The sequence below is a fragment of the Sphingomonas sp. genome (assembly GCF_039595165.1).
Lineage (GTDB): Bacteria > Pseudomonadota > Alphaproteobacteria > Sphingomonadales > Sphingomonadaceae > Sphingomonas.
In genome coordinates, this window is the sequence record NZ_JBCNMA010000110.1 from 1 (window position 1) to 11,542 (window position 11,542).

14 protein-coding genes are annotated in these 11,542 nt (G+C 66.9%); 12 read left to right on the forward strand and 2 right to left on the reverse strand.

Features of this window, described 5'->3' with window-relative positions; genetic code table 11:
• Positions 1-19: 19 nt before the first annotated feature.
• The gene (gene tsf / locus ABDV68_RS15170) at positions 20-952 is read left to right on the forward strand and encodes a translation elongation factor Ts (RefSeq protein WP_343520941.1); all 933 of its coding nucleotides are present in this window, start codon (positions 20-22) and stop codon (positions 950-952) included.
• Between the two features lie 143 nt (positions 953-1,095).
• Complete coding sequence (locus ABDV68_RS15175) at positions 1,096-1,512, forward strand: VOC family protein (RefSeq protein ID WP_343520942.1); 417 nt, start codon at positions 1,096-1,098, stop codon at positions 1,510-1,512.
• On the opposite strand, the gene ABDV68_RS15180 is transcribed toward ABDV68_RS15175, so the two are convergent.
• A complete protein-coding gene (locus ABDV68_RS15180) occupies positions 1,509-1,694 on the reverse strand; it encodes a hypothetical protein (protein ID WP_343520943.1) in 186 nt (61 codons plus the stop codon). The two genes, ABDV68_RS15175 and ABDV68_RS15180, sit on opposite strands and share 4 nt — an antisense overlap.
• A gap of 101 nt (positions 1,695-1,795) precedes the next feature.
• Positions 1,796-2,098 carry a hypothetical protein gene (locus tag ABDV68_RS15185; RefSeq protein WP_343520944.1) on the reverse strand — a complete coding sequence of 101 codons (303 nt, stop codon included), beginning with the start codon at positions 2,096-2,098 and terminating at the stop codon, positions 1,796-1,798.
• A 147-nt stretch (positions 2,099-2,245) separates the two neighbouring features.
• Here ABDV68_RS15185 and pyrH point away from each other — a divergent pair, with 147 nt between their 5' ends.
• From pyrH to rpmE, 10 genes are all read left to right on the forward strand, one after another.
• A complete protein-coding gene (pyrH, locus tag ABDV68_RS15190; protein WP_343520945.1) occupies positions 2,246-2,974 on the forward strand; it encodes a UMP kinase in 729 nt (242 codons plus the stop codon).
• A gap of 13 nt (positions 2,975-2,987) precedes the next feature.
• Positions 2,988-3,545, forward strand: coding sequence for a ribosome recycling factor (frr, locus tag ABDV68_RS15195; protein WP_343520946.1), 558 nt, complete (start codon positions 2,988-2,990; stop codon positions 3,543-3,545).
• Positions 3,546-3,613: 68 nt separating this feature from the next.
• The gene (locus ABDV68_RS15200) at positions 3,614-4,282 is read left to right on the forward strand and encodes an isoprenyl transferase (protein ID WP_343520951.1); all 669 of its coding nucleotides are present in this window, start codon (positions 3,614-3,616) and stop codon (positions 4,280-4,282) included.
• A gap of 5 nt (positions 4,283-4,287) precedes the next feature.
• Complete coding sequence (locus ABDV68_RS15205; RefSeq protein ID WP_343520947.1) at positions 4,288-5,058, forward strand: phosphatidate cytidylyltransferase; 771 nt, start codon at positions 4,288-4,290, stop codon at positions 5,056-5,058.
• Between the two features lie 11 nt (positions 5,059-5,069).
• Positions 5,070-6,227, forward strand: a complete 1,158-nt coding sequence (locus ABDV68_RS15210) for a 1-deoxy-D-xylulose-5-phosphate reductoisomerase (RefSeq protein WP_343520952.1) — start codon at positions 5,070-5,072, stop codon at positions 6,225-6,227.
• Positions 6,224-7,357 (forward strand): RIP metalloprotease RseP, encoded by a 1,134-nt coding sequence (rseP, locus tag ABDV68_RS15215; protein ID WP_343520948.1) that lies wholly within the window; start codon positions 6,224-6,226, stop codon positions 7,355-7,357. The genes ABDV68_RS15210 and rseP overlap by 4 nt, the downstream gene beginning before the upstream one ends.
• 69 nt (positions 7,358-7,426) lie before the next feature.
• Positions 7,427-10,249 carry an outer membrane protein assembly factor BamA gene (bamA, locus tag ABDV68_RS15220; protein ID WP_343520953.1) on the forward strand — a complete coding sequence of 941 codons (2,823 nt, stop codon included), beginning with the start codon at positions 7,427-7,429 and terminating at the stop codon, positions 10,247-10,249.
• Positions 10,249-10,857 (forward strand): OmpH family outer membrane protein, encoded by a 609-nt coding sequence (locus tag ABDV68_RS15225; protein ID WP_343520949.1) that lies wholly within the window; start codon positions 10,249-10,251, stop codon positions 10,855-10,857. The genes bamA and ABDV68_RS15225 overlap by 1 nt, the downstream gene beginning before the upstream one ends.
• Positions 10,854-11,333 (forward strand): 3-hydroxyacyl-ACP dehydratase FabZ, encoded by a 480-nt coding sequence (gene fabZ / locus ABDV68_RS15230; protein ID WP_343520950.1) that lies wholly within the window; start codon positions 10,854-10,856, stop codon positions 11,331-11,333. Before ABDV68_RS15225 ends, fabZ begins: the two co-directional genes overlap by 4 nt.
• Positions 11,334-11,427: 94 nt before the next feature.
• Positions 11,428-11,542 (forward strand): 50S ribosomal protein L31 (gene rpmE / locus ABDV68_RS15235; RefSeq protein WP_343520954.1); only part of this gene is annotated, 115 nt, incomplete at its 3' end.

Here is an 11,542-nt window from a genome sequence, read left to right on the forward strand (position 1 = left end):
TTAACCTGAGGAATTAGACATGGCCGAGATCACTGCAGCAGCCGTCAAGGAACTGCGCGAGAAGAGCGGCGCCGGCATGATGGACTGCAAGAAGGCGCTGACCGAGACCAATGGCGACCTGGAGGCCGCGGCCGACTGGCTGCGCGCCAAGGGCCTGGCGGCGGCCGCCAAGAAGTCGAGCCGCACCGCCGCGGAAGGTCTGGTCGGCGTCGCCGTCGCGGGCACAAAGGGCGTGGCGGTCGAGGTCAACTCGCAGACCGACTTCGTCGCCAAGAACGAGATCTTCCAGGGCTTCGTCCGTGACGTGACCGCGGTCGCCCTGGAGCAGGGCATCGACGACATCGAGGCGCTCAAGGCGGCTGCGCTGCCGCAGGGCGGCACCGTCGAAGAAGTGCTGACGGCCAACATCTCGACGATCGGCGAGAACCAGGTGCTGCGCCGCGCGAAGAAGGTCGAGGTGACCAACGGCGCGGTGATCCCCTACGTCCACAATGCCGCGGCCCCGGGCCTGGGCAAGATCGGCGTGCTCGTCGCGCTCGAGAGCGATGCCGGCGTCGACGTGCTCGAGCCGCTCGGCAAGCAGCTCGCGATGCACATCGCCGCGGCCTTCCCGCTGGCGCTCGACGAGAGCGGCCTCGACCAGGACGTGCTCGAGCGCGAGCGCGCGATCGGCCGCGAGAAGGCGGCGGAGAGCGGCAAGCCGGCCGACATCATCGAGAAGATGGTCGAAGGCGCGGTCAAGAAGTTCGCCAAGGAAAACGCGCTGCTCAGCCAGCTGCTTGTGATGGACGGCAAGACTCCGGTCGCCGACGTCATCGCCAAGGCGGGCAAGGACGCGGGCACCTCGATCGTGCTCAAGGACTTTGTCCGCTTCCAGCTGGGCGAGGGCATCGAGAAGGAAGAGAGCGACTTCGCCGCGGAAGTCGCGGCGACGGCGGGCATCACCCGCTAAGTCGCTTCGATTGCGAACAAGAGGGGCGCGGCCGCTGCGGTGGCCGCGCCTTTTTTTCGTGGGCGCGACGGCGGGCTCCCCGGGAACCACTCCTTGATCGAAGCGGTTCGAACGGTGAGCGGCATCAAGGGAGACCCTTAGCCATGCAGATCGCGGCCCAGCTCGAGTTCGACGGCAACTGCCGGCAGGCGTTCGAGCTCTATGCCGAGCTGTTCGGCGGCGAAATCGCGGTGATGAATGCGCTCGGCGACACCAGGGAGGTTCCGCTGCCACCCGGCTCGAGCGACGGCGGGCCCGGGATGATCCGCTTCGCCGAGCTCCGGATCGGCGACAACCGCATCCTCGGCAACGACTTGCCCGTGGGGCAATATGCCCCGCCACGTGGCTTTAACGTCGCGATGCATGTCGAACATGCCACGGACGCACGACGGATTTTCGACGGGCTGGCGGCCGGCGGAAAGGTGACGACGCCGCTGACCAAGGTCGAATGGGCGGAATTGTTCGGGATGGTGACCGACCGGTTCGGCGTCCCCTGGCTGATCCTCGCCCTCAACCCTTAGTCGGGGTCACCGAGCGGAAGTTCGCCGAGCGGATTGGTCTCGGTGAGGTCGGCGACCTGCTCATAAACGGCGGCGTTCTCGTTCATGTCGTCGGCAAGCTCCGGATTCTGCGCGCCGACGTTGCGGAAGAAAGTCGCGGCGTCGCGCAGGAGCTTGGCGGCGAGCTGGGCGTGGGTGGGCATGCGGCGTCCCTACTGGATGCCGATCGTCAGCGCGTAGCGCGCGATCTCGTTACGGCGGATGACCTTGCCGGTGCGGTACATGCGGATGCGGTAGTCGCCGCTCATGGGCACCTCGAAGCTGAAGCGGTCGCCGACTCGAAGCCGTTGAACACCGGTTCGCCGCCACTCGGGCCGATCACGTCGAAGAAGGTCGATCCGTTGCTGGTGGTCGCCGTGACGGTCATCAGCTGCCTGGCGCGAGCGCCGACGACATAGGTGATGCCGGACTGGCCGCGCAGCTCGCCCTTGATCACCTTGGATGCGGTGCCGCGGGCAAACTTGACCCGCTCGGTACGGTCGCCGTGCTGCGCGGACAGCGGCGCGGCGGCGAGCAGCAGCGAAACGGCGAGCAGCGGGCGGATCATGCGTGCGTCTTCCTGCGGCGTTACGATGGAACGCTAGCATCGCATCGCCGCGACGGCGATCAAATTATCGGGCTTGCGCTTGGCTTTGCCCGAGGCCGCATCTAAGGTCCGCGCCGCTCCCCGATAACCCACAGAATCAAGGGCCAGATGACCGCTCCGCGCTTCAAACGAATCCTGCTCAAGCTTTCGGGCGAGGTGCTGATGGGCCAGGGCCAGTTCGGCATCGACCCCGCGACCTGCGAGCGCGTCGCGCGCGAGGTCAAGGCGGCGACCGAGACCGGGCTCGAGATCTGCATGGTGGTTGGCGGGGGCAATATCTTCCGCGGGCTGGCCGGTGCGGCGCAGGGCTTCGAGCGGGCCAGCGCAGACTATATGGGCATGCTCGCGACGGTGATGAACGCGCTGGCGATGCAGAACACGCTCGAGCGGCTCGGCGTCGACACGCGCGTCCAGTCGGCGATCCCGATGGCGAGCGTGTCCGAGCCCTATATCCGGCGCAAGGCGATGCGGCACATGGAGAAGGGCCGTGTGGTGATCTTCGCCGCGGGCACCGGCTTGCCGTTCTTCACCACCGACACCACGGCAGCGCTGCGCGCGGCCGAGATGAACTGCGACGCGCTGTTCAAGGGCACCAGCGTCGACGGCGTCTACAATGCCGACCCCAAGAAGGTGCCCGACGCGACGCGCTATGACGAGTTGAGCTTCGACCGGGTGCTGGTCGACAACCTCAAGGTCATGGACGCGACCGCCGTCGCGCTGTGCCGCGACAACGACATTCCGATCGTGGTGTTCAACATCCGCGACGAGGGCAATCTCGCGGCGGTGCTGCAGGGCGAGGGCACCTCGACGATCGTCCGTAATCCGCAATCCGAATAAGAGGAGCCTGACAATGGCCGCTTACGACAAGGCCGACCTCGAGCGCCGCATGGCGGGCGCGGTCGAAGCGCTGAAACACGACCTGTCCGGCCTGCGCACCGGACGCGCCAACACCTCGCTGCTCGATCCGGTGACGGTCGAAGTCTATGGCTCGCACATGCCGCTGAACCAGGTGGCGACGGTCTCCGCGCCCGAGCCGCGCATGCTGAGCGTGCAGGTGTGGGACAAGTCGAACGTCGGACCGGTGGACAAGGCGATCCGCTCGGCCGGGCTCGGGCTCAACCCGATCGTCGACGGACAGAATCTGCGCCTGCCGATCCCCGACCTGACCGAGGAGCGCCGCAAGGAGCTGGCCAAGCTCGCCAGCAAATATGCGGAGAACGCCCGCATCGCCGTGCGCAACGTGCGCCGCGACGGCATGGACAGCCTCAAGGCCGACGAGAAGAAGGGCGAGTTCGGCGAGGACGAGCGCAAGCGCCACGAGGGCGACGTGCAGAAGCTGACCGACAGCACGATCGCCGAGATCGACGCTGCGGCGGCTGCGAAAGAGAAGGAAATTCTCGGCAAGTGACCGCGGCTTCCGCGCCTCTTCCGGTCAGTCCGGAGGGCGGGGCCGTTCCCCGCCACGTCGCGATCATCATGGACGGCAATGGCCGCTGGGCGAAGGCCAAGCGGCTGCCGCGGCTCGCCGGGCACAAGCAGGGTGTCGAGGCGGTGCGCCGCGTGTCCAAGGCCGCGCGCGAGCTCGGCATCGAGGTGCTGACGCTCTATGCTTTCTCCTCGGAGAATTGGCGCCGGCCCGAGGAGGAAGTGCGCGACCTGATGGGTCTCCTGCGTCATTTCCTCAAGAATGAGCTGCGCGAGCTGGTCGGCGAGAATGTGCGGTTGCGCGTGATCGGCGACTATCATGCGTTGTCGGGCGATCTCGTGAAGATGATCGACGAGGCGATCGAGCGTACTTCGACCAACACCGGCGCGACGCTTGTGATCGCGCTCAACTATGGCGCGCAGGCCGAGATCGTCGCGGCGGCGCGGCGGCTGGCGGCGGCTGCAAGGGCAGGCGAGCTCGACCCGGCACAGATCGACGACGCGATGTTCGGCGACGCGCTGACGACGCACGGGCTGCCCCCGCTCGACTTGCTGATCCGCACCTCGGGCGAGCAGCGGCTGTCCAACTTCCTGCTGTGGCAGGCGGCCTATGCCGAACTGCTGTTCGTCGATACGCTGTGGCCCGATTTCGACGGTGCCGCGCTGGCCGACGCGATCGCGCAGTTCGGCCAAAGGCAGCGCCGGTTCGGAGGCTTGTGACTCAAGTGCCGCCCCGGAAGAATGCCGATCTGCCGACCCGCGCGCTGGTCGGCGTGGTGCTGATCGCGGTGGCGGGGACGGCGCTGTGGCTGGGCGGCTTCGCCTTCTGGCTGCTGGTGGCGGTCGCCGGGATCCTGATGATGCACGAATGGGGCGGGCTGCACGGCGCGGACCGGCGCCAACGCAAGCTCGCGCAATATGCGCTGACGGTGCCGCTGGCGATCATGGCGCCGGTCGCGGCGGGACCGGGCTTCCTCGCCTTCGGACTCGTGCTGGGCGCGATGTTCTTCGTCGCGATCGTGACGAAGAACGGCATGCTGGGCGTGGGCGAGGTCTATGTCGGCCTGCCGGTGCTGGCGCTGCTGGTGCTGCGCGAGCAGGACCAGGGCCTGCTGCTCGCCTTCTGGACGATGGCGCTGGTGTGGGCGTGCGACATCGGCGCCTATTTCGCGGGGCGCGCGATCGGCGGAGCCAAGCTGATGCCCGCGGTGAGTCCCAACAAGACCTGGGCCGGGTTCTTCGGCGGCGTGGCTGCGGCAGGGCTGTTCGCATGCCTCCTGATCGGCTTCGGGCTCGACTGGCGGCTGGCGCTGGCGACGCCGCTGCTGGCGGCGTTGGCGCAGGCGGGCGACCTCTATGAGAGCTGGCTCAAGCGGTGCGCGGGGGTCAAGGATTCGGGCAATCTGCTCCCCGGCCATGGCGGACTGCTCGACCGGCTCGACGGGCTTGTGCCGGTGGCGCCGGTGGCGGCGCTGCTGGTTTTGGCGATTCGATGAAGCGCGTCTCGATGAAGACCGTCACCATTTTGGGCGCGACCGGATCGGTCGGCACCTCGACGCTCGACCTGATCGAGCGCGAGCCCGAGGCGTTCGAGGTGGTCGCGCTGACCGCCAATTGCGATGTCGCGCGGCTCGCGGCGGCGGCGCGGCGAGTGCGGGCGAAGCTCGCTGTGGTGGCGGACGCGACCTGCCTCCCCGCACTGCGCGAAGCGCTGGCGGGGAGCGGAGTCGAGGCGGCGGGCGGCGCAGATGCAGTGTGCGACGCGGCGCGCATGGACGCCGACTGGACGATGGCGGCGATCGTCGGCACCGCCGGCCTCAAGCCAGTGCTGGCGGCGCTCGAGAATGGCGGCACGGTGGCGCTCGCCAACAAGGAATCGCTGGTCTCGGCGGGCGAGGTGGTGATGCGGGCGGTGGCCGGACACGGCGCCACGTTGCTTCCGGTCGATTCGGAGCATAACGCTATTTTCCAGTGCCTTGAGCCCGGCAATGCCGATCGTATCTCAAGGATCATCCTGACCGCGAGCGGCGGCCCGTTCCGCGAGCGCGGCCTGGACGAGATGCGCGGCATCACCCCCGAGCAGGCGGTGGCGCATCCCAACTGGTCGATGGGCGCCAAGATCAGCGTCGATTCGGCGACGCTGATGAACAAGGGCCTCGAGGTGATCGAGGCCTTCCACCTCTTCCCGGTGACGCCGGAACAGCTCGACGTGATCGTGCACCGCCAGTCGGTGATCCATTCGATGGTCGAATATGCCGACGGTTCGGTGCTGGCGCAGCTTGGCTCGCCCGACATGCGCGTGCCGATCGCGCATGCGCTGGCCTGGCCGCGGCGGATGGCGACGCCGTGCCAGCGGCTCGACCTGACGACGATCGGACGGCTCGACTTCGAGGCGCCGGATTACACGCGTTTCCCATGCCTCAAGCTCGCGCGCGAGGCGCTGGCGGCTGGCGGGGCCCGGCCGGCGGTGCTCAACGCGGCCAACGAAGTGGCGGTCGCCGCGTTCCTGGCACGGCGCATCGGCTTTCTTGAAATTGCCGCAATCGTCGCGGATACGCTCGAATGCTATGATCCGGCCGCGCCGGCGACGCTCGATCAAGTGCTGGCGATCGACGCGGAAGCGCGGAACATTGCGGGCGAGCGTGTGAAGGACTGCGTAATTTGACCGAGAATCCAGGGTTCTTCTTCTACCTCCTGGCCTTTTTCCTGGTGATCGGGCCGCTCGTCTTCGTCCACGAGCTGGGTCATTACGCCGCCGGACGGCTGTTCGGGATCAAAGCCGATGCCTTCTCGATCGGCTTCGGGCGCGAGATCGCGGGCTATACCGACAAGCGCGGGACGCGTTGGAAATTCGGGTGGCTGCCGCTCGGCGGCTATGTGAAGTTCGCGGGCGACATGAACCCGGCGGGGCAGCCGAGCCCCGAATGGCTGTCGCTGCCTGCCGCCGAACGCGCCAAGACCTTCCAGGCCAAGCCCGTGTGGCAGCGCGCGATCGTGGTCGCCGCCGGGCCGGTCACCAATTTCGTGGTCGCGGTCCTGATCCTGGCGGCGTTTGCCGCGACGTTCGGCGAGAACCGGACGCCGAGCACCGTCGGCATCGTCGAGGCAAAGAGCGCGGCGGCGACGGCGGGCCTGCGCACCGGCGACCGCATCGTCGCGATCGACGGGCGTGGAATGGAGCGATTCAACGACCTGCGCCGCTACTTCACGATGCGTCCCGACGAGACCGTGAAGCTGACCATCGAGCGTGAAGGCGTGCGCCAGGACCTGACCGCACGCATCGGCGTGCGGATCGAGCGCGATCGCTTCGGCAATGAATATCGCATCGGACGGATGGGCATCGGCCCGACCGACCCGGTGCACGTCCGGGTCGGTGCGATCGAGGCGCTGCCCGCGGGCGTGCGCATGACGGGCGAGGTGATCCAGACCACGCTGGACGGGCTCGGCCAGATCATCAGCGGCCGCCGCTCGGTCGAGGAACTGGGCGGGCCGCTGCGAATCGCGCAAGTCTCCGGCGAGCGTTTCGTACTGGGACCGACCGAGTTCGTGTTCCTGATCGCGCTCATCTCGATTAATCTGGGATTCATTAACCTGTTGCCAGTCCCCGTGCTGGATGGCGGCCATCTTCTGTTCTATGCGATCGAGGCAGTGCGGCGGAAACCCGTCGAGCCCGAAGTAATGGAATGGGCGTTCCGCGGCGGGATGGTGGCGATCCTGGCGCTGATGCTGCTGGTGACGTTCAACGATCTGGGCGCCTTTGGCGTGTGGAGGAACCTAGCCGGGTTGATCGGCTGACGCGGTTAGGGCAGGGCGGTGCGCCGACCCATGCTTCGGCCAGAAAACACTCTCGAATCCTGGGGTAGGATAGTGACTGCAATCAAGGTTACGAAACTCGGCGTGCGCGCCACCGCGCTGCTTCTGACAGGCACGATTCTGTCAGGCGTGGCGCATGCGCAGCAGGCCCCCGCGCCGCAGCAGCCCGCGTCCGCCACACAGCCCGCGCCCGAGGCGCAACAGCCGGTGACGCCGGTGGCGATTCCGGAGCCGGCGCGCACGGTGCGTACGCTGCGCGTCGAGGGCACGCAGCGCCTCGAGCCCGAGACGGTGCTGTCCTACACCCGGATCCGCGTGGGCCAGCCCTACACCACCGAGAGCCTCGACCAGGCGATCCGCGACCTGCTGGCGAGCGAGCTGCTCGCCGACGTGACGATCGAGGGCGTCGAGAGCGGCGACATCGTGGTGCGCGTGCGCGAGAATCCGATCATCAACCGCGTGGTGCTGGAGGGCAACAAGCGGCTGAAGAACGACAAGATCGTCAAGGAAATCAAGCTGGCGCCGCGCCAGATGTTCACCCGCACCGCGGTGCGCGCGGACGTCGCGCGCATCGTCGAGCTGTATCGCCGCCAGGGCCGCTTCGCCGCGAGCGTCGAGCCCAAGATGGTGAGCCTCGACCAGAACCGCGTCGACATCATCTTCGAGATCCAGGAGGGCCCGAAGTCGAAGGTCCGCCAGATCAACATCATCGGCAACGAGGTGTTCTCGGACGGCAAGCTGCGCGGCGAGATGGCGACCAAGCAGGCGCGCCTCACCAGCATCTTCAGCTCGAACACCAGCTATGACCAGGATCGTCTGGCATATGACCAGCAGAAGCTGCGCCAGTTCTATCTGACCGAAGGCTATGCCGACTTCCGCGTGGTCTCCGCGGTCGCCGAGCTGACTCCGGACAAGCGCGACTTCATCATCACCTATGTCGTCGAGGAAGGGCCGCGCTACAAATTCGGCCCGGTCACGGTCGACAGCAACATCCGCGACTTCGACGACAAGGCGCTCGCCTCGAACCTCGCGATCAAGGAAGGCGCCTGGTACAACGCCAAGCTGGTCGAAGACACGGTCGACAGCCTGTCCGAGACCGCGGGCATGTTTGGCTATGCCTTCGCCAACGTCTCGCCCGAATTCCAGCGCGATCGCGAGAAGTTGACGATGACGATCAACTTCAACATCGCCGAAGCGCGCCGCACCTATGTTGAGCGCATCGACATCACCGGCAACACCCAGACGCAGGACAAGGTGATCCGCCGCGAGATGCGCCTGGCGGAAGGCGACGCGTTCAATACCTTCCTGGTCAAGCGCTCGCAGGATCGCATCAACTCGCTTGGCTATTTCCAGGACAAGTTCGAGATCGAGCAGAAGGAAGGTTCGGCGCCCGACCGCGTGGTGCTGACCGCCAATGTCGAAGAGAAGTCGACCGGCGAGCTGACGCTTTCGGCGGGCTTCTCGAGCCTCGAGCGGTTCATCTTCCAGGGCTCGATCCGCCAGCGAAACTTCCGCGGCAAGGGCCAGGACCTGCGCCTGTCGGCCGACTATTCGAGCTATTCGAAGTCGGTCGAGGTCGGCTTCACCGAGCCCTATCTGTTCGACCAGAACATCGCGCTTGGCGGCACGATCTTCCGGCGCGACTATAACTCGTTCAACTATCTGGGATCCGACCGCCGCACCACCTATGAGCAGGTGTCGACCGGCGCGCAGCTGGTGCTGGGCGTGCCGCTGACCGAATATTGGACCGCGTCGGGCCGTTATTCGCTCACGCACGATTCGGTCGGGCTCGACGAGAGCACCTTCTTCACCAACGGCGTCTGCGATCCCCTTCGGGCCGGGCGCTATCTGTGCGACGCGCTGGGCAAGCGCTGGACCTCGGCGGTCGGCCTGTCGCTGATCTATGACAGCCTCAACAGCCGCCTGCGCCCGACCGCGGGCCAGCGGCTGGTGATCGGCGGCGACTTTGCGGGCCTGGGCGGCGACGTGCGCTATCTGCGCGGCAGGTTCGACGGCGACAAATACTGGAACATCGGGGGCGGCTGGATCTTCTCCGCCGGACTTGAAGGCGGCTATATCCACAGCCTGGAGAAGACCGCGGCGGGCGTCGACCCGGTGCGCATCACCGACCGCTTCTTCCTCGGCGAGCCGCAGTTCCGCGGCTTCGACATCCGAGGCGTGGGCCCGCGCATCCAGCGCATCGGCTATACGGGAAGCGCGGCTGCCGACACGCAGCTGGCGATCACCGACGAAGACCAGATCTTCGACGACGCGATTGGCGGGCGCGCCTATTATCTGGGCAAGCTCGAGCTCGAGATTCCGCTCGGCGCTGGCGCGCGCGAGATGGGCATCCGTCCGTCGATCTTCGTGATGGCGGGCGCGAACTGGGGCGTGCGGCGGCCGAGCCCGACCGCGGTGTTTACCCAGGCGCGAAGGGCTCCGGATGGTTCGATCGTGACCAGCGCGGACGATCCGCGCTGGAATACCGCGCTACCGGCGACCAACGCGGATGGCACGCCGACGCTGCTGCCGATCGTTACCCCGCAGAAGGATTCCGAAGGCCGCCCATTGTATCAGGTTCCGGTGACCGACACGGTCGCGCCAGGCCAGCTGACCACTTGCGCGGTCGGCTATTCGGGAACCGCGGGTGGCGTCTGTTCGGGCACGTCGATCAACTCGGTCTACAACCAGATCACCGACCCGTTCCAGGAAATCTTCCTGGGCAACTCGCCCAAGCCGCGCGTGTCGGTCGGCATCGGCGCCAACTGGAACTCGCCGTTCGGCCCGCTGCGGCTCGACCTCGCTTACGCTCTCACCAAGCAAGAGGGCGACGACGACAAACTCTTCAGCTTCAACGTAGGGACTGCCTTCTGATGCCTAACACCAAGACCATTCTCGCCGCGCTCGCGATTGCGGGCGCATCGCTCGGCGCCGGCACCGCCGCCGCGCAGGCGCTGACCGAAGCCAAAATCGCCGTGGTCGATGTCGAGCGCGTGATGCGCGAGTGCACCGCGTGCGTCGCAGCCAACACCCAGCTTCAGACTCAGCTGACCTCGCTGCAGCAGTTCGCGCAGCAGCAGGGCGCGCCGCTGCAGACCGAGCAAACCTCGCTCGAGACGGCGCTCAAGGCGGCGGCGGGCAAGCCCGACGCGGCGCTGCAGCAGCGCGTGCAGGCCTTCCAGACCAAGGCGCAGGGCGCGCAGCGTCAGGTGAATGAGCGCGAGCAGACCTTCCAGCGCAATGTCGCCTATGTCCGCCAGCAGATCGCGCAGAAGATGGTGCCGGTGGTGCAGCAGGTCGCACAGCAGCGGGGCGCGACGGTCGCGGTGGCGAAGGACAATGTCCTGTTCTCGGCGACCAGCATCGACATCACCGCGGGCGTGTTGACCGCGCTCAACTCGCAGCTGCCGAGCGTCAGCGTCACCGCGCCGCCGCCGCAGCAGCCGGCGCAGACCACCCAGCCCGCCACGCCGGGCCGGTGAGCGATCCGGCAGTGACGGGGGGCTCCATCGGCCCGCTCGATATCGGGCGGGTCATGGCGGCGCTCCCGCACCGCTACCCGATGCTGCTGGTCGACCGGGTCGAGGAGTTGATCCCCGACCAGCGCATCGTCGCGATCAAGGCGGTGAGCATCAATGAGGAGTTCTTCCAGGGGCATTTCCCGGGAAGGCCGATCATGCCCGGCGTGCTTCAGGTCGAGGCCCTGGCGCAGGCGGCGGGCGTGCTAGCGGTCGAGAGCCTGGGCCTCGCCGGCTCGGGCAAGCTCGTCTATTTCATGTCGATCGACGGCGTGAAGTTCAGGAAGCCGGTCGAGCCCGGCGTGCTGCTGCGGCTGGAGGTCGAGTTCCTCCAGAAGCGTTCGCGCATCTGCAAGTTCGCCGGCAAGGCGTATCTCGGCGACGAGCTCGCGACCGAATGCGAGTTCACCGCGATGATCGCGGACCCGCCCTCAGCCTGATTACCACCGTGATTGCAACACAGGCGCGGCTCTGCTAGGGCCCGCGCCTCTTGCTGCCGGTCGGAAACCGGCGGCGTATCTCAAGGAATTGCACGTGAAGAAAGACACGCACCCCGACTATCACATGATCAAGGTGCAGATGACCGACGGCACCGTGTTCGAGACCCGCTCCACCTGGGGCAAGGAAGGCGACACGATGCAGCTCGACA

Coding starts and splice junctions, on each gene's coding strand:
- pyrH (WP_343520945.1), top strand. CDS start 2,246: ATGACCGCTCCGCGCTTCAAACGAATCCTGCTCAAGCTTTCGGGCGAG.
- ABDV68_RS15210 (WP_343520952.1), top strand. CDS start 5,070: ATGAAGACCGTCACCATTTTGGGCGCGACCGGATCGGTCGGCACCTCG.
- ABDV68_RS15180 (WP_343520943.1), bottom strand. CDS start 1,694: ATGCCCACCCACGCCCAGCTCGCCGCCAAGCTCCTGCGCGACGCCGCG.
- ABDV68_RS15200 (WP_343520951.1), top strand. CDS start 3,614: ATGGACGGCAATGGCCGCTGGGCGAAGGCCAAGCGGCTGCCGCGGCTC.
- ABDV68_RS15185 (WP_343520944.1), bottom strand. CDS start 2,098: ATGATCCGCCCGCTGCTCGCCGTTTCGCTGCTGCTCGCCGCCGCGCCG.
- ABDV68_RS15175 (WP_343520942.1), top strand. CDS start 1,096: ATGCAGATCGCGGCCCAGCTCGAGTTCGACGGCAACTGCCGGCAGGCG.
- ABDV68_RS15225 (WP_343520949.1), top strand. CDS start 10,249: ATGCCTAACACCAAGACCATTCTCGCCGCGCTCGCGATTGCGGGCGCA.
- frr (WP_343520946.1), top strand. CDS start 2,988: ATGGCCGCTTACGACAAGGCCGACCTCGAGCGCCGCATGGCGGGCGCG.
- tsf (WP_343520941.1), top strand. CDS start 20: ATGGCCGAGATCACTGCAGCAGCCGTCAAGGAACTGCGCGAGAAGAGC.